Source organism: Streptomyces sp. NPDC005925, assembly GCF_040638805.1.
Classification (GTDB): Bacteria; Actinomycetota; Actinomycetes; order Streptomycetales; family Streptomycetaceae; genus Streptomyces.
This window is the reverse complement of sequence record NZ_JBEXVL010000024.1, coordinates 18,858-44,413: the sequence shown is the minus strand read 5'-3', so window position 1 is coordinate 44,413 and position 25,556 is coordinate 18,858. Positions and strand designations below refer to the sequence as shown.

Sequence of the window (25,556 nt, the reverse complement as noted above, 5' to 3'; positions counted from 1 at the left end):
GGGAGAGAGGAATTCCCCCTCTCCCCCTTCCCCTCTCCCCGCCGCCCCAGGTTTCCCGGTCGGCGGATTGATCGCTTCCGCCGTGCCGTACGTACCTCCTGGGGACCGGCCCGTACACACCAGGAGGCATCATGCGCATGTCGCGCAGGGCGGCAGGCACCGTCTTCATCGGCGGTGGCCTGGTCCTGACCCTCGCCGCGCTCGCCTACCCCGCGATGCTCGGGGTGCAGAACACGGCGACGACCCCGTCCCGCGTGATCGCCAACACCCGCTACGGCCCGCTCACCGAGGCCGACCGGGATTTCGTGGTGAAGGTCCGGGCGGCGGGGCTGTGGGAGCACCCGCTCGGCCTGCTGGCGATGCGGCGGGGCACGACGCCCGAGATGAAGGAGGCCGGCGAGCACCTGGTGGCCGGGCACTCGCGGCTCGACGCGACGTGCCGCAAGATCGCTCCCGAACTGGGGGTCACCCTGCCGAACCAGGCGAGCCCGCAGCAGCAGCAGTTCGTGGCGACGGCGGACGGCAGCACGGGCAAGCAGTTCGACATCACGGCGGTCGGCATCATGCGCGTGACCCACGGCCAGATCTTCCCGGTGATCGCCAAGATCCGGGCCGGCACCCAGAACACGCTGGTACGGCAGCTCGCCGACCAGGCCAACGACACGGTCCTGGACCACATCACCGTGCTGGAGAAGACCGGCATGGTCAACTTCGACCAGGTCAACTTCCAGCAGACCAACCCGCCCAAACTCCCCGACGAACAGCTCACGCCGCCGCCACCGCAGCCCGGGGCGCCCGTCGTCGCCCTCACCGAGCCGCCCGGCCTGAACGTGGACACCACGTCACCCACTCCGACCGCACGCCCGACAATCCGCTGATCCCCGCTTCCGCCTCACCCTTACCCTCACCCCCACCCCAAAACCTGGACATTCCATTCGTTATTTCTCATTTCAGCGGGGATAATTCCCTTATGAGTGCAGCAGCGTTCGACGTACTGGCCGCCTCGCATCAGGTACTCAACGTGACGGCGGCGTTCATCGGCGGGCTGGTCCTGGCCGGCGCGCTCGTGTGGGCCGTACGCGTCGGCATCAGAGTCATGGAGGGGGAGCCGCACCGGCCCACCGCCGAGGAGCAGCCCCATCTGCCCGACTCGGGCGCGGTTCACGAGATCAGAGAGGTGCGCGAGCCCGACGAGGTGCCGACGGCCGGTGACGGCAGGCGCCTCATGCCCTACGAACTCCGCCAGGCGCAGAGCAGACGGGGCGTCGACCAGAACCGTCGCCGCTGGCGGCCCGGCTCCAGCGGATCCTTCGGCAGCGGCGGCTTCCGGCTCTGACCCCGGCCGCCCGCCACGGGCCCCCGCGGTCGCGGTGACGCCGAGCGCCGGGCGCCGGCGCCGGGCGCCGGGCAACACTGCCCGGCGTCCACCGGACTCCGCCCCCTGCACCCTCCCCCGCCCGGCGTCCACCGACGCCGGGCGAGCGAAGGGCACCCGGCTCTCGTCTTCTACGACGCTCACGCCCGGCCACGCCCCTGCGACCGCCTCGCCTCTACCCCCCGGCCTCCGCCGCGGCGCAGTGCGCCAGCAGCCCCCGCACCTCCGCGTCCACCACCCGGTACCGCACCACGCGGCCGTCCTTCTCGCGCTCCACGACCCCGGCCGCACGCAGCAGGCGTAGCGCCTGGGAGGCCGCCGGGTCGTTCATGCCGGTGGCGAGGGCCAGGTCGGACACGGCCAGCGGCTCGGTGCGATGCAGAGCGAGCAGCAGTGCGAGCCGCTTGGCGTCGGCCAGCAGGGAGAAGCGGTCGGCCCAGGCACGGACGTGGCCGGGCTCGCCGATCGCGGCGACGGCGTCGCACACCCGATGGCCGTCGATGGCGCGCCGGCCGGCGCGGTCGGCCGGGACGAGATGCATGGCGCACATCCTCGCAGGTGCCCTTCCGCGCCCGCCCCTGTGATCTTGGATACCTGCGCAGCTGTGCAACTATGCAGCGGCGTCCCGCAGGCCCTAGCGTGGGCGCCGCCGTGGTGTTCGGGAAGCCGGTGACGGCCCGTCGGGAAACCGAGGGGTCCAGACCGGAGCGGCCCTCGCCACTGTGATCGGGGAGTTTGCGTCCCACGCCCTCCAAGAGGGGGCAGCCACTGGCCGCCGTGCGGCGGCCGGGAAGGCGGGGCGGAAACGCACGACCCGTAAGCCAGGAGACCGGCCACGGCATCTCACGAACTGATCCACGAGGTGCTGGAGCGTGACCGGATGACTGTGCCCGACTCTGCCCGTTTCACCGACCAATCCGCCCCGCCGACCACTGCGGAATCGTTCCGCTGGCGGCGGGAGGACACGCTCAGGACCGCGAGCCTGATGGCGGTGATCGCCGCACTGCACGTGGTCGCCTTCGGTGTCCTGTTCCTGCTGGTCGTCCCCGCGCACTACGAAGTCGGCTCCAAGGCCTTCGGCATCGGCCTCGGCATCACCGCGTACACCCTCGGCGTGCGGCACGCCTTCGACGCGGACCACATCGCCGCGATCGACAACACCACCCGCAAGCTCATGGCCGACGGCAAGCGACCGGTCTCGGTGGGCTTCTGGTTCGCGCTGGGCCACTCCAGCGTCGTCGTGCTGCTGGCCTGCCTGGTCGCGGGTGGCACGAACCTCGCCGGCCGTGTCATGGACGAGGAATCGGACACCCACCAGGTGCTGGGCGTGCTCGGTACGACCGTCTCCGGCACGTTCCTCTACCTCATCGCCGCGCTCAACCTGGTCGCGCTGCTCGGCATCCTGAGGGTGTTCCGGGCGATGCGGGCGGGCCAGTACGACGAGAAGCGGCTGGAGGAGCACCTGGACTCGCGGGGGTTCATGAACCGCGTCCTCGGCCGTCTCACCGGGTCGATCTCCCGGCCGGGCCAGATGTATCCGCTGGGTTTCCTGTTCGGGCTCGGCTTCGACACCGCCACCGAGGTCACGCTGATGGTGATGGCGGGTTCGGGCGCGGCGGCGGGCCTGCCCTGGTACGCGGTCCTGTGTCTGCCGCTGCTGTTCGCGGCCGGCATGAGCCTGTTCGACACGCTGGACGGCACGTTCATGAACTTCGCCTACCAGTGGGCCTTCTCGAACCCCGTGCGCAAGGTGTTCTACAACCTCACGATCACCGGCCTGTCCATCGCCGTCGCGTTCGTCATCGGCACGATCGAACTCGTCGGCGTACTGCACGAGAAGCTCGATCTGAGCGACGCGGTGACGAGCTGGATCGCGGGCCTCGACCTCGACAGCGTCGGCTACGTGATCGTCGGACTGTTCGTGGTGGTGTGGGCGGCGGCGGTGTCGTACTGGAAGGTCGCGAAGGTGGAACAGCGGTGGGCGGTGCGCCCGGCGGAGGCCGACTGACGCGCCGCACGCCGAGGTCGCCCGTGCCGTCGTGGTCGTGCACGTGCCGCGCCGTGCGCACCGTGTCGATCAACGGCCGCTCGGCGCCCCGCGCGACGGGTTCCCGGGGGCGCCGGCCTGCTCCAGCGCTGTGAGGGTGGTACGTACGACGCCGTCGGCGTCGGTGTTCCCCGCCACGCAGGTGACGGCCCGCGGACGGGGCCGGAATGCCGGACGGCGAGGAGGAGAGCGGGGGCGTCGTCGATGCCGGTGTCGCAGTCGATGATCACCGGGACGGGCCGGTGCTCTGCGGGCCGGAGCGGTCCGCGTTCTGCGGGCGGCCGGGGGGCGGGTCGTCACGGCGGCCTGTCCTTGCGGCAGGGCCGGGCGCATGCCGTCGGCGGGCGGGGCGGCGGCTGGTGGCTTTCGTGGGCGTCGTAGGGGCGCCACCAGGGACCTACGCGGATCCGGGCCCGGGTTCTCACCGGCCGGTCCTCACCCGGACGGACCGCCGCGCTGGTGGCCGGGCGGGGCGGATGGTGGCGTGGAGGAACGTACGTACCCGATCCCGGCAGGGCTGGTCCAAGGAGGCCGACGATGTCCCGTTCCCCGGCTGTTCGTGTCCTGACCGGCCCCGTCCTGGCAACGGCCGTGCTGCTGGGCGTGGCCGGGTGCGGGATCGCCGGTGGCGGGCGGGCGGCGTCCGGGTCCTCCCGGGCACCGGTCGTCTCCTCCGCTCCGCCGGACGCCGAGCGGCCTCCGGTGGCGCGGGCCACACCGGCGATGCCGCCCGTGCTGACCGAGGGGCAGGCGCGGGCCGCGCTGGTCACCCGGGACGACCTGGGCGGGCCGTGGGTGCCCACGCGGGGCGCGGCGACCTGGCGGGACGCACTGCTGAAGGCCACGACCGGCGACGCCGATTGCCGGCGTCTGCTGGACGTCCTGTACGCGGACGACCTGTTCGGCGCCCCGGGCGGGCCGCGCGCGGTGGTCGCCCTGGACGACGTGGACACGGACGCGCAGCTGCGCCACCAGGTGACCGCGTACCGGGCGGCGGAGCTGGACCGCACGCTGCACTGGATGCGGACGCTGCCCAAGCGGTGCGGGCGGTTCGCGGCGTCGACGGCGGTGGGCGAGCGGGCGGAGATCCGGGTCACGGACGAGGCGCTGCCGGAGGCCGGGGACGCGCGCCAGGGTCTCAGGGTGACGCTGACCGGCACGGACACCGACGGCGGGGCCGCGGTGCTCACGCTGGAGGTCGCGGCGGTACGCGTCGGCGAGGACGCGATCAGCGTGACCAACGGCGGGCTCGGCGAGGTCGTCCCCGACATCACCCGCGCGGTCGCGGAGCTGGGCGCCCAGCGGCTGGCCGAGGTACGGGCACAGGGCCGGGCACAGGTGTGACCACCAGCGGTGAACACGGGGCGCAGGTGAGCGGTGGACACGGGGGAGCGGCTGCCGAGAGGTTCCGACGAACCCGTCCGTCGTGCGCCGAACCCGTCCGGCAGACCGGTCCGCGACGGTCCCCGCCGCCGTACTCGGCCGCGTCAGCCCGGCCGGTCGACCGCTTCCTTCGCCCTGAACACATCCATGGGCGCCGGTCCAGGCCGTCCGGGGGCCGGGCCTCGGGCCCGGAGGCCGACTCGGCGCTCAGTCCCGTTCGAACCGCCTGCGGCGTGCCACCACGTCCCGCGCCACGTCCAGAGCGGTGCGGCCCTGCGCGAAGGCGTCCCCGCGCAGCCGGGCCAGCGCGTCCTCGGCACCCACGCCGAGCTGCGCCATGATCATGCCGACGGCGTGATGGACCTCGTCGTGGTGCGCGGCCAGCCCGTTCAGCCAGGGGGAACCCTCCCCCTCGGGCTCCTCGCCGTGCGGCAGGGCAGTCAGCGCCACGGTCATCGCGTCGGCCACGATCTCCGCGGTGCGCCGCTGCCGCGCGGTGAGGTCGCCGGGGCTCTCGCGGTACAGGTCGAGGGTGCCGACGCACACGTCACCGAAGCCGAGCGGCAGCGCGTACACGGCCCGTACCCCGGCCGCCGTGGCCGCCTGCGCGAAGACCGGCCAGCGGTCCGCGTCGGCGGGCCCGCCCAGATCGCGGGCGAAGACCGGCCCGCCCGTCTGCAGCACCCGCTGGCAGGGGCCGTCGCCGAGTGTGGCCTGTACGTCGGCGAGGTGCGCGGCCTCCGGGCTGCTCGCGCTGAGCTGCGCGGGCATGCCGCCACTGCGCAGGGACACACTCGCGCCACTCACCGGCAGCAGCGTGACCGCGACGGCGCACAGTCGTCCCGGGACCTCCCCGGGCACGGCGCCCTTCAGGGTCGAGGCGATCAGTTCGGCGGCGCGCTCCCGGTCCTGGTCCGGCTCCGCACCCGCCCCGTGAGCCCGGGACATCCCGTACGTCCCTGATTCATAAGGTTCACAAGGTTCGTACGGCTCGTACGGCTCGTACGGCTCGTACGGCCCGCGTGTCCCCGGCGCGTCCGGCCCGCGCGGTCCCGGTTCGTAGCCGCCCCGAGCGCCGTGCGGACCAGGTTCGTCGCCGGGGGCGCCATGACGGTCGTCCCTCGGCACGGCTACCGCCTCCCTCACTCACCGCGGTCTGTGCGACATCGACCCAATGACCGGGAGGCCCCGCGCGCGACGTGACGCGGATACGGGCAGTACACACGCCCACTCCCCGGAACCACGCCCGACTACCCGAGCCGTCCGGGACCGAAACGCGCCCGCGCCGTCTGTGACGTCCTTCCCGGCGGCCCGCTCACAGCGCCGGCTGCGCCGGTGCCGGTCCCAGGGTCGTCGTCCCCGGGGCGGTACGGGGCCCGAGCCCCGTGCGATACGCGTCGAGCGCGGCCTCCACCCGGCCGGTGCGGCGCAGCAGATCACCGAGCAGCCGGCACAGGTCGGCCAGGTCACCGGCGGCGCCCGCCCGCTCCAGCAGACTCAGGGAACGGACGTAGTGCTCCTCGGCGGTGTCGGTGTCGCGGGCGTCCTCGGCGATGATGCCGAGCAGCCGGTGGGCCGCCGCCGCGTGCACGGCGCCGCGCTCGGGTGAGAGGTCCCCGAGCACGTCGCGCAGCAGCCCCGCGGCCTCCTCGGACTTGCCGCGCCGGTGCAGCACGTCGGCGAGTTCGACGGCGACCTGGCTGGTGTAGAGGGCGGCGCGGGTGGCGGACAGCATCTCGCGGGCCGCGCGCAGTTCCTCCTCGGCCCGGCCGAGCCGGCCGTGCTGTGCGTACACGTAGCCGCGCATCCAGTGGCAGTTGGCCAGCTCGGTGCGCAGATGGAGCGTGCGGTACAGCTCGGTGGCCTTGGCGAGGGAGGCGTCGGCCTCGGCGAGGCGGCCCTCGGCGAGCATGGTGCGGGCGACGGACCGGTGCATACGGGCCACCAGCGCGGGATCGCCCGAGTGCGGGGCGAGGGCGAGCGCGAACCCGGCGGCCTTCGCGGCACGCGCGTGGGCACCCATGTCCATGTACGGCGCGATGATGCTGGCGTACAGCAGGAGCAGGGCGTCGGGGTCCTGCAGTGCGGCGCAGTTCAGCTCGTCGAGGGCGCTCTCCAGCAGATGGACGGAGTAGCGCAGTTGTCCGGCGAGGTAGTGGGCGACGGCCCGGCCCCGCACGGCGGGCACGCGGGAGGGCAGCGGAGCGTCGGCGAGCATGCGCTCGGCCCGCTCGAAGTGCTCCCGGCCGACCTCCAGTTCCCCGGTGTCCAGGGCGCACTCGCCGAGTCCGAGCAACGCCGCCGCCTGTTCCTCCGTCAGGTGCTGTGCCTCGGCCTCGGCGAGCAGCACGGCGTACTGCGCGGCGGCCTCTTCGGCCTCGCCGGCGGCCAGCGTGCGCTGTGCCTCGGTCAGCCGCAGCCGCAGCTCGGTGGCGGTGCGTGCGCTGCGTCCGGTCGCCAGTTCGTCGTAGGCGACGCCGAGCCGTTCGGCGAGATGCTCGAGGGCCTGGTCGGAGGGGCGTAGGCCTCCGGACTCGAGGGTGCAGATGTAGGCGGGCGTGTACACCGGCTCCGCCAGTTGCCGCTGTGTCAGGCCGCGTTCGACGCGCAGCCGCTGCACCCGCCGCCCGATGGTTCCTGGGTCGTCACGGTCCCCCATTGCCTGTTCCCCCTGTGCCTCTTGCCGCTCGGCTCGGGAAGCGCCTACGGTGAGCGCCGCCTTAAACGTGCTTAACACATTGCTGTTGCGAGGTCACCGTGTTCGACCACACCCGCATGACCCGGCGGTACACCCGGGGCTTCGCCGCGGCCGTCGTGGCAGCGGTGACGCTGATCCTCGCCGCGAACGCCGGCACGGCCCGGGCGGCGGACCCGGCGCCGGAGCAGCGGACGGCACAGTCCGCGGGCGAGCCGCTCTCCTGGTGATGTAAATCATGGCAAACCGGGGTGCTCTGCTCCTCGGAGCCCCACCTACGGTGGAACGCATGTCCCCTTTGGCCAAGATCAGCAGCATGTACCAGCCGCGGTTCGCGGAGTTCGCGTTCGAGCCCGGCTTCACGGCTGCCGTGGACCAGCACGTGGCAGAGATACGGGACCGCCTGTCGGCGAACCACCCGGGGCTGATTCCGCCGCCCCCGCACCGCGAGGCCCTCACCGACTACGCCCTCGGCTTCCTCGACGCGCTCGACGAGATGGACTGGCGCGAGCCCGTCGGGCACGACTACGCCGTGTGCCGCCTGACCGCGATCAGCTGGCTCGCCCGACGCCACGACCTGCTGACGGAGACGGACCCGGGCACCGGCCCGCTGACCGGCACTGACACGACGACCGGCACCGGCCCGCTGACCGGCACTGACACGGCGACCGGCACCGGCCCGCTGTCCGGCGCTGACACGGCGACCGGCTCCGGTCGGGACGCGGGAACCGGTACGGACGCGACCTCCATCGGCGACGAGGGCGGCGGGCGCCGCAGCATCGCCGACGACATCGCCGACGACATCCTCTGATCCGAGGCAAGAGCAGCGAAAGACCGCACAACCCCCCGGCCGCGCAACCGGCGGAACCGGCACAACCCGCAGAGCCGCCGACCGGGCCGCTCCCCTCGGCCCGGTCGGCGGTTCTTCGTCATATCCGCCACTTCCGCCGCATCTGTCACATGTCCGACGGGCGGTCCGTCTCGCGGCCCATCTCGGTGGCGCCCCGGCGCCCGGCCTCGGTCCCCGTCGCGGTCCGTTCGCCGGCCGTCTGGCGCCGGGCGTCCTCCCGGCCCGCCTGGTAGGCGGACATGCTGCCCTTGCGGCGGCTCGTCTCCTCCTCCGCCGCGCTCAGCATCCGCTCCATGCGCTGCCGCATCGGCATGACCATGCCGCCGCCGACACCGACGATCAGGATGCCCGCCACCGTGGCGAGCGCCGCGACCAGCAGCGACTGGACGACGTTCTCCGCGATGCCGGCCTGGCCGAGGGCGGCGATCACACCGAGGGCGACGATCGCGCCCCACACGCCCGTGGCGACGGTGTTGCCGTACGACGCGGACGACAGCGCGCCCTGGACGATCGAGCGGACCATGTTCGCGATGGCCATGGCGACGACGACGAGGACGACGGCGACGATGCCGCGCGGCAGCCAGCTGACGATGTTGTTGATCATCGTGCTCACCGGGTTGGCGCCGAAGACGCCCAGGGCCATCTGGATGACGATCAGCATCAGCGCGAAGTACACGATCTTCGAGATGATGCCGGTCAGGTCGTACGTGGAGTTCTCCAACATCCGCGACGTACCGGCCCGCTCCGACAGCCGCTCACAGCCGACCTTGCGCAGCACCCGGTCCAGGACCTTCGTGATCATCTTCGCGATGAACCAGCCGATGACCAGGACGACGAGGAAGCCGATCAGCTTCGGCACGAATGTGGCGATCTTCGACCAGGCGTCGTTGAGTCCCTGGGTGAAGTCGATGGCAAGGGTGGTGGCCATGAGGCAACCCTTCCTTCGGTTGGTGGCGACTTCCCCCTGCTACGTGGATAACAGCCGTCCAGCCGGCGGACCTCGGTGAACGCCGCCATTCGGGTGATTCGGGGCCGCGTCAGGCGCGAGGTCGCCCCGCACCGGTGCCCCTCCCGGCGGATCTTCCGCGGCAGTCGGCCCAGTGCCGGTTGACGACTGGTAGTCACCTCGCCGCAACTGGCGGTGTTTCACGTGAAACACCGTGGTGTCCCCTGCCGTCGCCGAGCCCCGTACGAGATCCGTCACCGGATGCCCGTGCCGACCGTGTCAGCCCTGCCCCTGGAGCTGACTCAGCTGCTGCCGTACGTGATCCAGCGCGCCCTCGCGCCGACCGGGGACCCGGCCGCGCAGACCGGCCAGCTCCTCGCCCAGTTGCCGGGCGGACGCCACGTCCTTGACCTGCCCCCACTGGTGGTGGGCCCGGTCCACCGCCGACTCCACGGCGGGCGCGTCCGGGGTCTGCCCCGCCGTCAGCCGCGCCGACGCGATCGCCATCCAGGTGCGGCAGCTGCGGGCGGCGTCCCCGGCGAACATCGCGAGGTCCGCCCGCACTTCGGCCCAGTGCAGCGCCTCCTCGGACCCGGGGCCGTGGGTCTGCCGGGCGGTCTGCTCGTGCCGGGCGGCAAGCGCGTCGGCGTCGCCGTGCCGGCCGGCGCGTACCGCGGCACTGATCGCGGCGTGCGGGTCGCCGGGTGCCGGCCCCGGAGTGGTCAGCACCAGGTCGGCGCCCCCGCTCTCGGACGCCGTGCGGGTGAGCGCCTGCTGGTGCAGCAGGTCGAGCGGCGGCCGGACCCCACTGCGCAGAATCGTCGCCACGGCCTTCATGTACGCGGGCTGCGCCACCGCGCGCCGGGACGGGGGCGGGGCGATGCGGCCGTAGACGGCGTTGTTCCGGCCGCAGTCCAGCGGATTGGCCCGCAACCACTCCCAGCTCTCGGTGTCCGCGTGCAGGTCGAGCAGCAGCGTCGACGTGCCGGCCGGGCGCAGCCGCAGCTCCTCACGGATCCAGTGCCAGGGCAGCGCGGTGTAGCGGACGGTCGACGCGGTGGTGCGGGCCAGCGCCAGATGGGGGAGCCGCTGTCGGCGGTCGAGCTGGAGCTGCCCGACGACGTACACGGTGAGCGCGCCGGGCGCCGTGGCGGCGGCGCGCAGCCTGGTCAGAACGGCCTGCGGCTCCAGCGGGTCGGCGAGTTCGACGACGTTCGCGGTGTCCGCGCCGGACAGCACAGCGGGTGGGACGGCCGCGAGGACGGGCAGCACGGACGCGGCGTCCACCAGTCGTCCCCGGCCCACCGGCGAGGCCGCGAGCAGCAGCACGGTTGCGGGCATCGTCCCCTCCCCCTGTCGATCACGTACGTCAGCACGGTAACCGCTGCGGTCGTGGCCGGGGGCTCAGGCCTGCAAACGTCCTCCTTCGGAGCCCGCGCCGGGCGCCCTGCGCACCGCGAACACCGTGGTGTCGTCGTCGAGGTGACCGCGGGTGTGCCGCAGGGTGCCGTCGCGGACCAGTGCCACCAGACGGTGCGGGTCGGCCACCCCGGGATCGGCGGCGACGGCCCGCGCCACCTTCTCCTGAAGCGGGTAGAAGACGCCTTGGCGGTCGCGGGCCTCGGTCACTCCGTCGGTGAACAGCAGCAGCGTCTCGTCCGGAGCGATCGGCACGCGGTGCACGGGCGGGGCCGGCGGAGCGGGCAGGGCGGGCGGAGCGGCTGCCCCGGGCGGGGCGGGCACGGACGCGGCGGCCGGGGCGGGGCCCGGGGCGAGGTCCGGGGCGGTGATGACGGGGCCCGGTGGGGTGGACGCCGGGGCCGGTGAGGCGGGGGGAGGGCCTGCGGTGGTGGCAGGGCCCGGTGAGGTGGATGCCGGGCCCGGTGGCACCCTGGCTCGGCCGGGTGAGGCAGAGGCGGGGCCCGGCACGGTGGTGGGGGAATCCGGTGAGTTGGTGACAGGGACCGGCGCGGTGGCGCCAGGGACCGGCACGGTGGCGCCAGGGACCGGTGAAGTGGTGACGTCCCCGCCCCGGGGCCCCGCTTCGGCGTCGTCGGCTGCCAGTTCGGCGAGGCCGAGCGGCAGCGCGTCGTATCCCGGCAGGGAGTGCACGCCGCCGGGGCCGACCGCGAGCGGGGGTTCGTGGCCGAACACGACGGCCTCCACCACGTTCTCGTCGGCCTCTCCCGGCGGGAAGCCGAGCAGCACGGCCGTGGCGAACCGGTCCGCGTCCTGCCGTCCGAGGTCCCTCAGGTGCTGCTGGTGCCGACGCATACGGGTCTCCAGATGTTCCGCGACCGTCGCGAGGCGCGGCTCGTGGTAGGCGATCTCACGGAACGTGCCGAGCAGCGCCGCCGCAGCCTCCACCGCGCCAAGCCCCTTGCCCTGCACGTCGCCCACCAGCACACGCGTGCCGTGCGGGCCGGGCTGGATGTCGTAAAAGTCGCCGCCGACGCGGGCGTCGGTGTCCGCGGCGAGATAGACCGCCGCGTGCTCCAGACCGCCCCAGCGCGGCGGCATCGGGCGCAGCACGGTGCGGCGGGTGGTGTCGGCGATGTCCCGCATGTGGATCATGCGGCGTTCGCCGCGCAGCCGGACCTCGCAGGCCAGCGTGGCGAGGGCGCCGCCGATCGCGACGAGGACGAAGTCGGCCAGTCCCGCCTGGTACTCGTTGGGCCAGGCCCCGTCGACCAGGACGTAGCTCGCCACCGACAGCAGCGCGAACGCGGCCGTCGTCCACACCCGGCAGAGCGCGGCGGCGGTGCCCGGCACCAGCACGATCCAGGTCATGATGCGGAAGCTGCCGGGCGTGGCGAGGTCGATCGCGGTGATCAGCACGAGCAGCACCAGCGGCGGCACCCATGCCACGCTCCGGCCGCGCACCCTGAGCAGCGACTGTCGTTGCAGGGCGTCCCGGCGCCCGGCCCGCTGGGCCCGGTGGCGCGTGCGCTGGGCTCCGCCGTCGCTCACGGCCCCAGCGAAACACGCGCCGGGCCGCCCCGCATCCCCTCCCGCCCGGTGGTCCCGCACCCGTACGGTCACCGACGTGCCACGGGTTCGACGGAGGGTCCCGCACCGCTCCGGCCACCGGCGCACCAGGGTTTCGGCGAAGGCCCGTCGAAGGTACGGCCGCCGACGTACCGCAGGGATGGGATCCGGCGGAGGCTCCGCACCCGTACGGCCACCGACTTGCCGACGACCTGCGCCAGGTGTCCGCTGGGAGGCGGGGGTGAGGAGAGAGGAGTGCTCTCATGACTCACGCCGCTCCCGCGTCGGGCGGGACGGGCGGGAAAGCCGTCCGGGCCGCCCCGGCCACGCCGACCACCGCGACCCGGTCGACCGAGATCTTCGGGCCGGGAACCCACAAGGCCGTGAAGTGGGCGTTGCCCCTGGTGCTCGGCCTGCTCTTCGGCTACTGGGCCGCGGCCAACCGGCGCAGCGGCGGACCCCTCACCGGCTGGAACGTGCTGTTCGGCTTCGTGACGGCCATCGTGTTCATGACCCTGTACATCGCCGTGCGCACCCTCGCCCCGCGCCTGAAGCGCGAACCGCACGCGCTGCTCTGGGCGGCCCTCGCCGGGGCCGCCGTCGGCTTCCTCGTCGGCCAGACCGACTCGACCTGGCTGCGCGCGACCGGCCTCGGTCTGATCGTCGCGGTGGCCTTCTTCCTCGTGCTGTTCTACCGCTTCTACACGCACGAGGACGCGGAAGGGCATCGCACGGGCTGAGGTGGGCCGTCCTCCAGGGGCTCGCCGCCGACGGGAACCGTGAACCTGCGACGGGGACCTCGCCCGACGGGTGTTCCCTGGGGCCGGGGCGAAGGGAGGGCCGGACCGCCCGTTCGGCGTGGACGTGCGGCCATCTGCCGGTCTCCCGGTAGCCGCGCCCGCCGCCCTGGCGTTGCCTGAGAGGGTGCACCCCCGCCTCCCCCGCTCCCGTCCACCGCGCGGCCCTCACCCCCGCGGCCTCCGAGGCGCCCTGTCGACCGTCCTGATCGCGCTCGCGTGCCTGCTCGTGCCGTTCGGGACGCTCGCGGCGTGGGCGGCGTACGGACTGGCCGACACCGGACGGTACGTCGCCACGATGGCGCCGCTGGCCTCGGACCCGGACGTGCGCGGCGCGGTCGCGGAAACCGTCGGGGACGGCATCCTCGCCCAGGTCGACGCCGGCCCGGCGCACAGCGCGGTCGGCCCGTTCGTACACGACGCGGTGCGTTCCTTCACCGGCACCGACACCTACCGCATGGCCTGGAACGCCACGAACCGGATCGTGCACGACGCGGTGCTGCGCGCCCTGCGCGACGACCGCGCCGCCCACCGCGCGGTCACCGTCGACCTGGCACCCGTCGCCGCCCGCGTCAAGGCACAGCTCGCCTCCCGCCACCTGACGTTGGCGCAGCGCATCCCGGTCGAGCACACCGCGGTCGCCGTGCTGCCGGCCGACGAGGTGGACCGGTTGCGGAAGGGGTACCACGTGCTGGACTTCGCCGCGTTCTGGCTGCCGCTCGGCGCGGTCGTCTTCGCGCTGGCCGGGATCGCCGTCGCCGCGTGCCGCCGCCGCGCGGTCACCGCGACCGGACTCGGCACGGCCCTCGGCGGCGCGCTGCTCGCCCTCGCCGTCGCGATCGGCCGCAGCCTCACGGTCGCCGACCTCTCCGACGAGCTGCGGCGCCCGGCCGCGGGAGCGGTCTACGACGCCCTCACGACGACCCTGCGCACGGCGTCGTGGCTGCTGGTCGCCGTGGGTCTGACGGTGGCCGCGGCCTCGTGGCTGACGGGTAGATACGCCCGCCGCCGCGGGCTCCGGCAACCCTCGGCACCCCCGGCCCGTCCTTGACCGACGAGAACGGGGGCACCGGCGCCGGCACCGGCCCGCGCGGCGCGGCCCGGCCGGCCGGCGCCGGAACGCCGGACAGCGGCGCCCCCTCGGGGACGCCGCTGCCGCGGATGGAACAGGGAAGTGTCGCGCGTGTCGGCGCCTGCCCTAGCGGGCGTCGCTCTTCTGCAGCGCCTTGTCGAGGGCCGCGGAGAAGCCGTTCGCCCACAGCTGGTTGACGCGGGACCGCTCGGTGGAGTTCGGGTAGGCGTTGGTGCAGGAGGTGCCCGGGCCGCCGCCGGACATCAGCTCGCTGCACGGACCCGAGTAGTGGTCCGGCAGGCCGAGCACGTGGCCGGTCTCGTGGGCGGTGACACGGGTTGAGTTGTACTGCTGGTTCTGCGCGTAGTCCAGGAAGATGTAGCCGCCGCCGTGACCGTCGGTCGAGGCGTACGAGCCACGCGAGTCGTTGCCCTCGTAGTAGTTGAAGTCGGCGCTGCCGCTGGTGGCGGCCAGCCTGACGTTGGAGACCGAGCTGTTCCAGATCGAGGCGGAGCTCGAGATCTGCGAACGGAACGACGGGGCGTTGGCGGCGTTGTAGTAGACCGTGACGGCCGCGGTGCTCGTCGGGTTCGCGGCACGCTTCTCGGCGACGGACTTCATGACCGCCTCGAAGAACGCCTTGTTGGCCGCGGCCTCTTCGGCGGAGCCGGCGTAGGGCTTCGGGGTGGGAGCGGGCGCGGCGGACGCGGGGACCGACATGCCGAGAGCGGCGACGGAGAGACCGATGGTGACCGCCGCGGTGCGAGCGACCAGGGAGGAGGACATACGTATGCTCATCGAGACTCCTGCGGTGGGGGGGCGGTGGGGGTGAAGTCGTCACCAGGAGTCTGCGGTCCTGTGCGGCCGCTGTGATGATGGCAAAAGGTGATAGGGCGGCCCTATCACCTTTCCCGTGATCGCCCGGTTCGCCGCTGTCGGCAGGGGTTTGTGCGTCTGGTGAAACACGGACTTCCGCTTTACGCTCCGCGCCATGGAGCTCGAGGTGAGGCACCTGCGGGCGCTGTGCGCCATAGCCGACACCGGCAGTCTGCACCGCGCCGCCCGCCAACTCGGCGTGGCACAGCCGTCGCTGAGCACGCAACTGCGCCGCATCGAGCAGGAGCTCGGCGGGCCGCTGTTCCTGCGCACCCGCGCCGGCTGCCGTCCGACGACGCTCGGCCGGCTGGTGCTGGGCCGCGCCCGGCCCTTGGTGGCCGAACTGCGGTCCCTGGTGACGGAGGCGCGGGCCGCCGCCGCGGGCGGACCCTGCCTGCGTGTCGGTTCGACGGCCAGCAAGGCGCTGGCGGGCTGGCTGCGCCGGCTGCGCGGCCACGGCCAGGAACCCACCCTGCACATGGACCTCTCCGCGAACACGCTGCTGCGGATGGTCGCCGACGGGCAGTTGGACGTCGCCTTCGTGCACGAGGTCGAGGGCTGTCCGCTGCGGCTGCCCCCGGAGCTGCGGGTGCGCGTCCTCGTCGAACGCGAGCCGCAGTTCGTGTCGCTGCCGGCCGACCATCCGGCCACCGTGAAGCCGGTGGTGGAGGTGCGGGATCTGGCCACGGACCGGTGGATGATCGACCCGAGCGTGGACGGCGAATGGGACGCCGTGCACCGCATGTTCCGGGCGGCGGGAGTCAACCCGCCGGTGCTGTCCGGCGACTACCACACGGCGTCCGCGCTGGTCGCGACCGGCGAGGTCGTCACCGTGTGCCAGCCGTCCTGCCAACCCCGCGCCGACATGGCCGTACGCCGTCTGCGTGGCGACCCGCTCGGCGTACGACTGCTGCTCGCGGCCCGTACGGAGACCCAGCTGGACGGCGTGCTGCCCGCGCTGGAGGAGGCGTACTGGGAGGTGGCGCGGCAGGCACCCGCCTACCGGGAGTGGCTGGAAGGCGATGACATCCGCCCGCCGGTCCCAGCCCTCCCCTGCCCCCTCCCCTGACCCCTTTCCGGCCACCGCGGAAGGTCACCGCCGACAGCCACCACCGACGGCCCTCACCGAAGGCATCACCGAAGGCCTTCCGAAGGCCCTCACCCGCCGGCGATGCGGCAGGCGGTCAGCGGCAGACGGTCGGCGATCAGCGCTCAGCGGCCAGCGGCCAGCGGCCAGTCATACGCCGATGTCGGTGCCGTCCTCGCGCCACACCGCGACGACGGCCGGGCGGACATACGAGCCCGGCCCGTCGGGCCAGGTACTCGCGGGCTGCTCGACGGTGGCGCCGTCGACCTCGCCCGGGTGCTGCACGGAGACCAGGACGCGGCGGTCCTGGACGAGCGGGCCGCAGGTCTCGGCGCCGTTCGGCACGGTCAGGAACTGCTTCAGCTCACCGCGCCTCGCGCCGCGCGTGGCGACACCGAACAGGCCGTCGTGCGAGCCGAGCTGAGAGCCGTCGGTGGAGATCCACAGGTTGCCGTACGGGTCGAAGGCCACGTTGTCCGGGCAGGAGATCGGGCTGACCTCGTCCTTCGGGAAACCGGCGAAGTACGTCGCCGGGTCGGCCGGGTCGCCCGCGACCAGGAACAGCGACCAGGCGAACCGGGTGGCGTCGGCACGGTTCCCCCGCTCGGTGAGCTCCAGGACGTGGCCGTGCTTGTTGCCGTTGCGCGGGTTGGCCTCGTCGGCGGCGGCGTAGCCGGCCTTCCCCCGGTTCGTGTTGTTGGTGAGCGCGACGTACACCTTGCCGGTGACCGGGCTGGGCTCGATGTCCTCGGGGCGGTCCATCTTCGTGGCGCCGGCCTTGTCACCGGCGAGGCGGGTGAACACGAACACCTCGTCGGCGGACATGCCCTCGACGTGCGAGACGGCGCCGTGGGCGGTCGCGGTGGCCAGCGGAATCCACTCGCCGCTGCCGTCGAACTCACCGTCGGCCGGGAGCCTGCCCGAGCCGTCGATGTCGGTGGCCGGGGAGTCCCCGGTCAGCCTGGCGACGTACAGCGTGCCCTCGTCCAGCAGCGACAGGTTGTGCTCGCGCACGGCACGCGAGGACCCCTTCCGCATCCGCTTGCTGCCGACGAACTTGTAGAAGTAGTCGAACCGCTCGTCGTCACCGGAGTACACGACCGGCCGCCCGTCCTCGGTGAGCCGCACGGTCGCGGCCTCGTGCTTGAACCGCCCGAGAGCGGTGTGCTTACGAGGAGTGGAGCCGGGGTCGTACGGATCGAATTCGACGACGTACCCGAAGCGGTGCACCTCGTTGGGGTCCTGAGCGATGTCGAACCGCTTGTCGAAGCGCTCCCACTTGCGCTCGGTCGCCCCTGTCCCGATGCCGTACCGCTTGTCGGTGTCCCGGCTGCCGTGGGCGAAGTACTGGTTGAAGTTCTCCTCGCCGTGCAGCGTGGTGCCCCAGGGGGTGGTGCCGCCGGAGCAGTTGTTCAGGGTGCCGTACACCTTGGTGCCGGTCGGGTCGGCGGAGGTCTTCAGCAGGCCGGACCCGGCGGCCGGGCCGGTGAGCCGGAACTCGGTGGTGGCGGTGACGCGCCGGTTGAGGGGATGCCGGGGAACGGCGCTCAGCCTCCCGCTCCTCCGGTCCTCCTCGACGACGACGGCGGACAGCCCGTGGGCGGCCCAGGCGATCTCGACCTGCTCCCGGGTCGGATTCTCGGGGTCGTACCCCCGGAACATCAGCATCTCGTCGGTGTACTCGTGATTGGCGACGAGCAACTGCCGGTCGCGCTCACCGGGCAGCGGCAGCAGGGCGAGGAAGTCGTTGTTGTACCCGAACTGTCCGGCCTGTGCCCTCGCGGTCTGCCTCTCCGGGTCGAAGGCGGGCGCACCGCGCAGGATCGGCTCGCCCCAGCGGATCACGACGTTCTGGCCGTAGCCCCCGGGGACGACGACGGCGTCGGCGGTGTTCGGCGCGACGGGCGAGAAGCGGAGGCCGCGGGCGGCACGGTCGCCACGGAAGGTGGCGCCGGCGGATGCCCCAGAGGCGGCGGAGGCCTGCGGGACGGCGGAGGCCTGCGGGGCGGCGGCGACACCGGCCGCACCGGCCCCGGCGACCGTGACGACGGCGGCGGCCCGCATCACCGAGCGGCGGCTGAGCGCGCCGGCGATGACGTCACCGGCGTACTCGTTGCCGCTGGTGTTGGGCACCTCGTGGAAGCAGGCGTCCCCGCACCGGAAACGACAGGTCATGGCGGACCGGCCGCCGGGATGAGAACCGGACGGCGTTCCGATCAACGGCAGCAGCTTGCGCACTGTGTACTCCCTGGGATTCCTCGGTGTCAGCGCGACCGTAGGGGCACATACGTGCGGCAGCCGGACGGCGGAGTGAACGACGGGTGAACCAGGGGCGTCCATGGGCGACTTGGGCGGACCCGGCCCTGGGCCGGGAAAGAGGCTGAAACCGAACCCTTGACACGACGTCCTCCGCACCCCGGGCCCAACCGAAGATCACCGCGGAAGGCCGCTAACCTTACGTGTCCGTCCTGGCCAGGGATTGACGGCATCAACTCACGCGAAGGGTTGCGCACATGGGCATTCTCACTCTCCTGCGGAACGCGTTCGGCCGGTCACGCAAAGCACGGACCACCGAGGCGGAGGGTGCTGCGCCGGAGGCGACACCCTCGAATCCGACACCGACGAGGTCACACTCGGCGACCACGGACCCGACGGCATCCGGGTCCACGACCACGGCTGCGGAGTCGTCGGCCGCGGCCTCGAAATCCGAGGCCACCGCCCCGGAACCCAAGATTCCACCCCAGTCGTCCGCCCGCACGGGCTCCACGGGCTCCACGGCCTCCACGGACTCGCCCCCGATCGGCCACGACCTGGTCGCGGCGGCCTTCGACAACGTGACGGTGCCTGCACCGGCGAAGTCGACGGAGGACGCGCCGGTGGCCGACGAAACGCCGGTCGCGGAGGACGCCTCGCCCGCAGAGGACTCGGTGGCCGACGAAACGCCGGTCGTGGAGGACGCGCCGGTTGCAGAGGACACCCCGGCGGCCGAGGACGCCTCGCAGCCCGGGGAACCGGCGACGGAGGAAGCGTCGCCGGCCGAGGAGCCGGTGGCCGACGAAACGCCGGTGGCGGAGAACGCCCCCGGCGCTGAGGACCTCCCCGAGGCCAAGCCGGCCCCCGAGGCCAAGGAGACGTCCGAGCCTGAGACGGCCGCCGTGGTGGAGGACGCCGACGAGGCCGAGGCCCCGGAGGCGGACGAGACCCCGGCTGCGGAGGACCCCTCTGCTGCCGACGCCCAGGCCGCGGAAAAGGTCAGCGAGCCGGAGGCACCCGCGACGGCAGAGACTCCGCAGGCCGACGAGCCGGTGGCCGAGGCCGAGAAGCCGGTGGCCGAGGCCGAGGAGACGTCCGAGCCCGCGGCCCCGGTGGCCGACGCGACCCAGGACCCGGAGCCGGAAGCGACCCCGGACCCGGAAGCGGTTTCGGAGCCGGCGCAGGAGCCGGCCGCGGCGCAGGAGCCGGCCGCCCCCGCCCCCTCTGACGAGCCGGAGGCCGACGCGCCGACGCAGGCCGACCCGGAAGCGGAAGCCGAGCCCGCGGAGACCGAGCCGGCCCGGGTCACTCCGGAGGCCGCCCCGGAGGCCACCGGCCCCGCGCCCGCCGACGGCGAGGACGCCCCCCAGGGGCCACCGGCACCCGACGACGTCACCCGCACTGGTGGTGCGGTTGGGAACACGGACGAGGCCGACGGCGAAGCCGAGGCCGAGCTGCCGGAAGCCCAGCCCAAGGCTGACGCCGAGCCCAAGGCCGCCGCCAAGCCCAAGGCTGCCGCCAAACCGAAAACTGGCGCCAAGGCCAAGTCCGGCGTCAAGGCCAAGTCCGGCCCCAAGGCCAAGTCGAAGCCCCCCGCCGGCCTCCCCTCCACCCTCACCACCGCCTACGCCGCCGCAGCCACCACCCTCGCGGCCGGCGACCTCACCGGCGCCCGCGCCAAGGTCTACCTCGTCCTCGACCGCTCCGCTTCCATGCGCCCGTACTACAAGGACGGCTCCGCGCAGGCGCTCGCCGAGCAGACCCTGGCCCTGGCGGCCCACCTCGACCCGAGCGGCCTCGACGCGAAGGTCCACGTCACCTTCTTCTCCACGGACGTGGACGGCACCGGCGAGCTGACCCTCCCCGACCACGAGAACAAGATCGACACGCTGCACGCGGAGCTCGGCCGCATGGGCCGCACCAGCTACCACGTCGCCGTCGAGGAGGTCCTCGCCACGCACGACAAGACCGCCACGGGCACCCCGGCCCTGGTGATCTTCCAGACGGACGGCGCCCCCGACGCGAAGACTCCCGCCACCCAGGCCCTCACGGCCGCGGCCAAGAGCCACCCGTCCGTCTTCTTCTCCTTCGTGGCCTTCGGTGACCCGGACAACAAGGCCTTCGACTACCTCCGCAAGCTGAAGACCCCGAACACGGCGTACTTCCTCGCCGGCGAGACCCCGCTGGAGCTCACCGACAAGGAGCTGTACGAGGCAGTACTGGCATCCTGGCGCCCGTGACGTCTGCGATGTCCGTAACGTCCACACAAAGCTCGTGCGCCCATAACCCCTGATCGCAGCCCGCCCGCCCCTCTCCAGGGCACCGGGCACCAGTCACTCCCGGGCCGCCCGCCTTCCGCCCCGCACATGGGAAGACGGGCGGCCCACCCATCTCGGCTACGATTTCAAGGTTCGTAAACAACCGACTCGGGAGCAGCCACGCCATGGCTCGACACCTCATCACCAGCGCCCTTCCCTACATCAACGGGATCAAGCACCTGGGCAACATGGTGGGGTCCATGCTCCCGGCGGACGTGTACTCGCGGTATCTGCGCCTGCGCGGCCACGACGTCCTGTACATCTGCGCGACGGACGAGCACGGCACCCCGGCGGAACTGGCGGCCAAGGAGCAGGGCCTCCCGGTGGACGTCTTCTGCGCGCAGGCGCACGACGCGCAGAAGGCGGTGTACGACGGCTTCGCGCTGGCCTTCGACTACTTCGGCCGCAGCTCCTCCCCGCAGAACGTCGAGATCACCCAGCACTTCGCCCGCAAGCTCCAGGAGAACGGGTTCATCGAAGAGCGCGCCATCCGCCAGGTCTACAGCCCCGCCGACGGCCGCTTCCTCCCGGACCGCTACGTCGAGGGCACGTGCCCGCACTGCGGCTACGACAAGGCCCGCGGCGACCAGTGCGAGAACTGCACCCGTGTCCTGGACCCGACGGACCTGGTGGACCCGCGCAGCGCGATCTCCGGTTCCACGGACCTGGAGGTGCGGGAAACGAAGCACCTTTTCCTCCTCCAGTCCAAGCTGCAGCACGAGGTCGAGGAGTGGGTGGCCGCCCATGAGCAGGAGTGGCCGCACCTGGCCGCGTCGATCGCCCGCAAGTGGCTGACCGAGGGCCTGCACGACCGTGCGATCACCCGTGACCTCGACTGGGGCGTCCCGGTCCCGGCGGACACCTGGCCGGACCTGGCGGCCGAGGGCAAGGTCTTCTACGTGTGGTTCGACGCGCCGATCGAGTACATCGGCGCGACGAAGGAGTGGGCGGACCAGGACCCGGAGAACAGGGACTGGAAGTCCTGGTGGTACGAGGCGGACGCCGGCGACAGCCCGGTCCGCTACACGGAGTTCATGGCGAAGGACAACGTCCCCTTCCACACGGTGATGTTCCCGGCCACGCAGCTGGGCGTGCGCGAGCCGTGGAAGAAGGTCGACTACGTCAAGGCGTTCAACTGGCTGACGTACTACGGCGGAAAGTTCTCCACCAGCCAGAAGCGGGGCGTCTTCACGGACCAGGCCCTCGACATCCTCCCCGCCGACTACTGGCGCTACTTCCTGATCGCCAACGCCCCGGAGTCGGACGACTCGTCCTTCACCTGGGAGCACTTCACGGCCACGGTCAACAAGGACCTGGCCGACACCCTGGGCAACTTCGTCAACCGCGTCCTGTCCTTCTCGAAGAAGCGCTTCGGCGAGGAGGCTCCGGCGGGCGGTACCCCCGGCGAGGCGGAGACCCGCCTCGGCGAGGAAATCGCCCGTCTGCTCTCGGAGTACGAGGCCCAGATGGAGGCCCTCCAGTTCCGCAAGGCGGCGTCGGCCCTGCGCGCCCTGTGGTCGGCGGGCAACTCCTACCTGGAGGAGAAGGCGCCCTGGCTGGAGATCAAGACGGACAAGGACGCCGCCGCCCTGACCCTGCGGACGGCGATGAACCTGATCCACCTCTACGCGGTCGTCTCGGAGCCCTTCATCCCGTCCTCGGCATCGGTGATGCGCACGGCCTTCACCCTGCCGGACGACACGGCGCCCTGGGTCACCCCGGAGGAGGCCCGCTCCCTGACGTCCGTCCCGCCCGGCACCCCCTTCACGGTCCCGCCGGTCCTGTTCGCCAAGCTCACGGACGACGACCTGACCGCGTACAAGGAGCGTTTCGGCGGCGAACCGGAGTAGGCCTGCCCGCGACGCCCGCGGTGACGCCGGTTTTCTCCAGGTCGGCAACAGTCCGGACGAGCAGCCCGACCCTCCCGGCCCGCCGTGTACATTGCAAAGATCATGTGCGCCGGTGCCGGGCGGGGAGCCCGGCACGGCGCACGCTTTCGTACCGCGTGGGGGGAATCATCCATGGCACTGTTCGGCAACGCGCACAGCATCGACCCGGGCCAGGCGCAGCAGGAGTACGCGCGCCTGCTCGGCCACGGTGAGCAGGTCCACGCCGCCTACCTGCTGATCCGCGACACCATCCTGTTCACCGACCGGCGTCTGATCCTGGTCGACAAGCAGGGCATCACCGGCAAGAAGACCGAGTACCACTCCATCCCGTACCGCAGCATCACGCACTTCGCGGTGGAGACGGCCGGCACGTTCGACCTCGACGCCGAGCTGAAGATCTGGCTGTCCGGCGGCGCGGCCCCGATCCAGAAGACCTTCACCAAGGGCGTCGACATCTACGAGGTCCAGGCGATCCTCACCCAGTTCGTGGCCCGCTGACCCGGACGTCCGCAGCCGGGCCGGACACCCGAACGAGTGAAGCACTGGCGGTGCTCTCAGCCATCGTTCACAGCGAAAGCCGCGGGGCAGCCGCCATACTGGAGACGGTTGCCCGCGGACTCATGTCCTTCGAGCCGGACATCACGAGGTACTGGATCGAGGTGGTGGAAGTCGGCCTGGACTCCACCCCGACCAAGGAGAACTGGAGGAAGTTGATGCGAGACGTCATCACCCACTTCCCGGGGCGCGGCACGATGTTCGAGGAGAAGTACCTGGAGGGTGTGGCCGAGGGCGAAGCCAGGGGGGAAGCCAGGGGGGAAGCCAAGGGCATCCTGCGCGTCCTCGAAGTACGGGGCCTCCCCGTCCCGGACGACGTCCGCGACCGCATCATCGGCTGCACCGACCTCGACCGCGTCAACACCTGGCTCGACCGCTCCGTCACGGTAGAGCGGGCGGAGGACCTGTTCACCGAGGACGACCTGGCTTCGTAGGCTCACGCTCGGCCGACGCACGACCGGAGTGATCAACTCCGCTCCCGGTCGGCCCGGCGCCTTGTTCCGACCCAGTACGGCATGCCCCGCCCCCGGTGACCACCAGGTGCGGGGCATGTCATTGACGGCTCAGCTCCCGGACGCGTAGGCCACGAAGCCCGCCCACGCCTCCGGCGCCAGCGCAAGCCGGGGGCTTGCATCGCGGTACTTGGAATCACGGACGTGGACGGTGCCGGGGGTGGCGGCGACTTCCACGCAGGAGTCGCCCTCGTTGCCATCGCTGTAGCTGCTCTTGAACCACGCCAGCTCGGAGGCATCCCCGGCGGAAGCCTTGCGACTCATGTCTCTCCCAGCAGTTGCTCGATGAAGGCCAGCGACTCCCCCGGCGGGAGGGCCTGCGCCCGGATGGTGCCATACCGCAGCTCAAGGATGCGGAGCTGCCTCGGATCGGAGATCGGCCGCCCGTTGAACGCGCCATCAGATCGCCCCACAGCCGTACCGTCCTCGAACTTCAACACCTCGATCTTGCCGTCCAGGCCTGGATGGGTCTCACGATGCGTCGGCATCACCTGGAGTGCGACGTTACGCATCCGCCCCACCTGCAACAGACGTTCGAGCTGCTGCCGCCACACCATTGTGCCGCCGAGCGGCCGACGGAGAGGCGCCTCTTCCAGGACAAAGCTGAGTGCAGGAGCGGGGTCGCGATCGAAGATCGATTGCCGGGCCACGCGAGCAGCGACCATCCGCTCTACCTCTTCTTCTGAATAGGGCGGTTGCCGTGATTCAAAAGCCGCCCTGGCATGTCCAGGCGTCTGCAACAGCCCACTAATGCTGTGGCACACGTACACCCCGATCTCGACCGCCCGCGCTTCCACCTGCGCCAGGTCCCGCACCTTCTTCGGATACCGGACCTTCGCCACGTCCTCCTTCATCGCGGCGAGCAGCCCACCCGCGTCCAGCAGTTCGTCCGCCTTGTCCAGATACTCCGGCCGGGGAATCCGCTTGCCGCTCTCGATCTTGTAGACCAGGTCCTCGCCGTACCCCACGGCCTTGCCGAAGTCGGGCGCACGCATGCCGACGGCCTCGCGTCGCAGCTTCAACTGCCGTCCCACCGTCGCGACTACGGCCACGCCCCACTCGTCGTCCGGATCCACCTCCCACCCCGGCTCGTCCGCCTCCGTCCTGAGCCGTACCTCGCCGTCCACCGACATGCCCGCACCCCTCCGTCGTACCGCTTCGTACCAGCCACGCCCTACCCGTACGCACCCGCCCGACAAGCCCGGACAGCGCCGGACAACGCGCGGACGATCACCGTACGCAACCGTGCAATTACTCCTCACGGTACGCATATTCGGCCACGCTCTGTGACGTGAATCCGAAACTCGTCCCATCCGACAGCCCCGCCCCCCAGTTCTGCGTGCTGCTGTCGCCGACCCGCCGGGGCGCCCGCCTGGCCCGCCTGCTGGCCACGGAACAACTACGCGCCTGGGGCCTGCCGTTGGACCCGGCCGCGCTGGTCGTCGCCGAGCTGGCGAACAACGCCGCCACGCACGGACGCGTACCGGGCCGGAACTTCCAGCTCCTGCTTCACGCCGTCGGCGGGAACCTCCGCATCGAGGTGACCGACACACGCGGTGACCGGAGCCCGCAACTCCACGACGCGGGCCCGGCCGACGAGGCAGGCCGGGGCATGGCCCTCGTGGCCGCGCTCGCCGACCGCTGGGGGGTGATCCAGGGCCCGCCGCCCCGCAAGACGGTCTGGGCCGAACTCGCCCTCTCGGCGCAGAGGTCACCGGAGCCTCGAAGTCCAGTCTCCGGTGCGACCTGCGCTCCCCATGAACCACCCACTGAGGACAAAGCACCCGACCAAGCCCCACCCCTCCCTCCCGCCGGGCGAACTCACTCCCGCGAGTGAATATGCCCAACTGGGCTGGATTTGGGACCGGTTGTCTGGCTTACGCTCAGTGCGACCCAACTCCAGACATGCGACG

24 protein-coding genes, 1 pseudogene and 1 riboswitch are annotated in these 25,556 nt (G+C 72.2%); of the genes and pseudogenes, 14 read left to right on the top strand and 11 right to left on the bottom strand.

The window, feature by feature from the left end:
- The first annotated feature begins 131 nt into the window (after positions 1-131).
- Positions 132-878: a DUF4142 domain-containing protein gene (locus tag ABZ354_RS22915; RefSeq protein WP_358659550.1), complete on the top strand. Its 747-nt coding sequence runs from the start codon at positions 132-134 to the stop codon at positions 876-878.
- A gap of 92 nt (positions 879-970) precedes the next feature.
- Positions 971-1,336 (top strand): DUF6479 family protein, encoded by a 366-nt coding sequence (locus ABZ354_RS22910; protein WP_358659548.1) that lies wholly within the window; start codon positions 971-973, stop codon positions 1,334-1,336.
- A 214-nt stretch (positions 1,337-1,550) separates the two neighbouring features.
- On the opposite strand, the gene ABZ354_RS22905 is transcribed toward ABZ354_RS22910, so the two are convergent.
- Positions 1,551-1,916, bottom strand: coding sequence for a helix-turn-helix domain-containing protein (locus ABZ354_RS22905; RefSeq protein ID WP_358659546.1), 366 nt, complete (start codon positions 1,914-1,916; stop codon positions 1,551-1,553).
- A gap of 94 nt (positions 1,917-2,010) precedes the next feature.
- Positions 2,011-2,228: riboswitch (cobalamin riboswitch) on the top strand.
- Between the two features lie 27 nt (positions 2,229-2,255).
- On the opposite strand from ABZ354_RS22905, the gene ABZ354_RS22900 reads away from it, so the two are divergent.
- Positions 2,256-3,383 carry a HoxN/HupN/NixA family nickel/cobalt transporter gene (locus ABZ354_RS22900; protein ID WP_358659544.1) on the top strand — a complete coding sequence of 376 codons (1,128 nt, stop codon included), beginning with the start codon at positions 2,256-2,258 and terminating at the stop codon, positions 3,381-3,383.
- Between the two features lie 7 nt (positions 3,384-3,390).
- Here ABZ354_RS22900 and ABZ354_RS22895 read toward each other — a convergent pair.
- Positions 3,391-3,652: pseudogene (locus ABZ354_RS22895) on the bottom strand (nucleoside hydrolase); the annotation flags it as partial.
- Between the two features lie 307 nt (positions 3,653-3,959).
- Between ABZ354_RS22895 and ABZ354_RS22890 the strand changes: the two are divergent.
- Positions 3,960-4,766 carry a hypothetical protein gene (locus tag ABZ354_RS22890; protein WP_358659542.1) on the top strand — a complete coding sequence of 269 codons (807 nt, stop codon included), beginning with the start codon at positions 3,960-3,962 and terminating at the stop codon, positions 4,764-4,766.
- 246 nt (positions 4,767-5,012) lie between these two features.
- Here the strand turns inward: ABZ354_RS22890 and ABZ354_RS22885 are convergent, their stop codons facing one another.
- Positions 5,013-5,753, bottom strand: coding sequence for a GAF and ANTAR domain-containing protein (locus ABZ354_RS22885; RefSeq protein WP_358659541.1), 741 nt, complete (start codon positions 5,751-5,753; stop codon positions 5,013-5,015).
- Between the two features lie 367 nt (positions 5,754-6,120).
- Positions 6,121-7,464, bottom strand: a complete 1,344-nt coding sequence (locus ABZ354_RS22880) for a helix-turn-helix transcriptional regulator (RefSeq protein ID WP_358659539.1) — start codon at positions 7,462-7,464, stop codon at positions 6,121-6,123.
- Between the two features lie 98 nt (positions 7,465-7,562).
- Here ABZ354_RS22880 and ABZ354_RS22875 point away from each other — a divergent pair, with 98 nt between their 5' ends.
- Positions 7,563-7,730: a hypothetical protein gene (locus tag ABZ354_RS22875; protein ID WP_358659616.1), complete on the top strand. Its 168-nt coding sequence runs from the start codon at positions 7,563-7,565 to the stop codon at positions 7,728-7,730.
- 59 nt (positions 7,731-7,789) lie between these two features.
- A complete protein-coding gene (locus ABZ354_RS22870) occupies positions 7,790-8,311 on the top strand; it encodes a DUF6401 family natural product biosynthesis protein (protein ID WP_358659537.1) in 522 nt (173 codons plus the stop codon).
- Between the two features lie 145 nt (positions 8,312-8,456).
- On the opposite strand, the gene ABZ354_RS22865 is transcribed toward ABZ354_RS22870, so the two are convergent.
- From ABZ354_RS22865 to ABZ354_RS22855, 3 genes are all read right to left on the bottom strand, one after another.
- A complete protein-coding gene (locus ABZ354_RS22865) occupies positions 8,457-9,278 on the bottom strand; it encodes a hypothetical protein (protein ID WP_358659536.1) in 822 nt (273 codons plus the stop codon).
- Positions 9,279-9,575: 297 nt separating this feature from the next.
- On the bottom strand, positions 9,576-10,637 hold the full coding sequence (locus ABZ354_RS22860; protein WP_358659534.1) for a hypothetical protein: 1,062 nt from the start codon (positions 10,635-10,637) through the stop codon (positions 9,576-9,578).
- Between the two features lie 63 nt (positions 10,638-10,700).
- A complete protein-coding gene (locus ABZ354_RS22855) occupies positions 10,701-12,266 on the bottom strand; it encodes a SpoIIE family protein phosphatase (RefSeq protein ID WP_358659532.1) in 1,566 nt (521 codons plus the stop codon).
- Between the two features lie 281 nt (positions 12,267-12,547).
- Here ABZ354_RS22855 and ABZ354_RS22850 point away from each other — a divergent pair, with 281 nt between their 5' ends.
- Positions 12,548-13,024, top strand: coding sequence for a hypothetical protein (locus ABZ354_RS22850; protein ID WP_358659530.1), 477 nt, complete (start codon positions 12,548-12,550; stop codon positions 13,022-13,024).
- Between the two features lie 286 nt (positions 13,025-13,310).
- Positions 13,311-14,132: a hypothetical protein gene (locus tag ABZ354_RS22845; protein WP_358659528.1), complete on the top strand. Its 822-nt coding sequence runs from the start codon at positions 13,311-13,313 to the stop codon at positions 14,130-14,132.
- A 147-nt stretch (positions 14,133-14,279) separates the two neighbouring features.
- On the opposite strand, the gene snpA is transcribed toward ABZ354_RS22845, so the two are convergent.
- Entirely contained in the window at positions 14,280-14,939 is a 660-nt protein-coding gene (snpA, locus tag ABZ354_RS22840) for a snapalysin (protein ID WP_358659608.1), read from the bottom strand.
- A 205-nt stretch (positions 14,940-15,144) separates the two neighbouring features.
- Here snpA and ABZ354_RS22835 point away from each other — a divergent pair, with 205 nt between their 5' ends.
- On the top strand, positions 15,145-16,098 hold the full coding sequence (locus tag ABZ354_RS22835; protein WP_358659526.1) for a LysR family transcriptional regulator: 954 nt from the start codon (positions 15,145-15,147) through the stop codon (positions 16,096-16,098).
- A gap of 168 nt (positions 16,099-16,266) precedes the next feature.
- On the opposite strand, the gene ABZ354_RS22830 is transcribed toward ABZ354_RS22835, so the two are convergent.
- Positions 16,267-18,354, bottom strand: a complete 2,088-nt coding sequence (locus ABZ354_RS22830) for a PhoX family protein (RefSeq protein ID WP_358659524.1) — start codon at positions 18,352-18,354, stop codon at positions 16,267-16,269.
- A 275-nt stretch (positions 18,355-18,629) separates the two neighbouring features.
- On the opposite strand from ABZ354_RS22830, the gene ABZ354_RS22825 reads away from it, so the two are divergent.
- From ABZ354_RS22825 to ABZ354_RS22810, 4 genes are all read left to right on the top strand, one after another.
- Positions 18,630-20,609, top strand: coding sequence for a VWA domain-containing protein (locus ABZ354_RS22825; RefSeq protein WP_358659522.1), 1,980 nt, complete (start codon positions 18,630-18,632; stop codon positions 20,607-20,609).
- Positions 20,610-20,812: 203 nt separating this feature from the next.
- Complete coding sequence (metG, locus tag ABZ354_RS22820; protein WP_358659521.1) at positions 20,813-22,537, top strand: methionine--tRNA ligase; 1,725 nt, start codon at positions 20,813-20,815, stop codon at positions 22,535-22,537.
- 171 nt (positions 22,538-22,708) lie between these two features.
- Complete coding sequence (locus ABZ354_RS22815) at positions 22,709-23,074, top strand: PH domain-containing protein (protein ID WP_358659519.1); 366 nt, start codon at positions 22,709-22,711, stop codon at positions 23,072-23,074.
- Between the two features lie 122 nt (positions 23,075-23,196).
- Positions 23,197-23,565, top strand: a complete 369-nt coding sequence (locus tag ABZ354_RS22810; RefSeq protein WP_358659517.1) for a hypothetical protein — start codon at positions 23,197-23,199, stop codon at positions 23,563-23,565.
- Positions 23,566-23,694: 129 nt separating this feature from the next.
- On the opposite strand, the gene ABZ354_RS22805 is transcribed toward ABZ354_RS22810, so the two are convergent.
- Together ABZ354_RS22805 and ABZ354_RS22800 are read right to left on the bottom strand one after the other, a co-directional pair.
- Positions 23,695-23,907: a DUF397 domain-containing protein gene (locus ABZ354_RS22805; protein ID WP_358659515.1), complete on the bottom strand. Its 213-nt coding sequence runs from the start codon at positions 23,905-23,907 to the stop codon at positions 23,695-23,697.
- Positions 23,904-24,776, bottom strand: coding sequence for a helix-turn-helix transcriptional regulator (locus tag ABZ354_RS22800; RefSeq protein WP_358659513.1), 873 nt, complete (start codon positions 24,774-24,776; stop codon positions 23,904-23,906). The genes ABZ354_RS22805 and ABZ354_RS22800 overlap by 4 nt, the downstream gene beginning before the upstream one ends.
- Positions 24,777-24,934: 158 nt before the next feature.
- Here ABZ354_RS22800 and ABZ354_RS22795 point away from each other — a divergent pair, with 158 nt between their 5' ends.
- A complete protein-coding gene (locus ABZ354_RS22795) occupies positions 24,935-25,480 on the top strand; it encodes an ATP-binding protein (RefSeq protein ID WP_358659511.1) in 546 nt (181 codons plus the stop codon).
- Positions 25,481-25,556 lie beyond the last annotated feature (76 nt).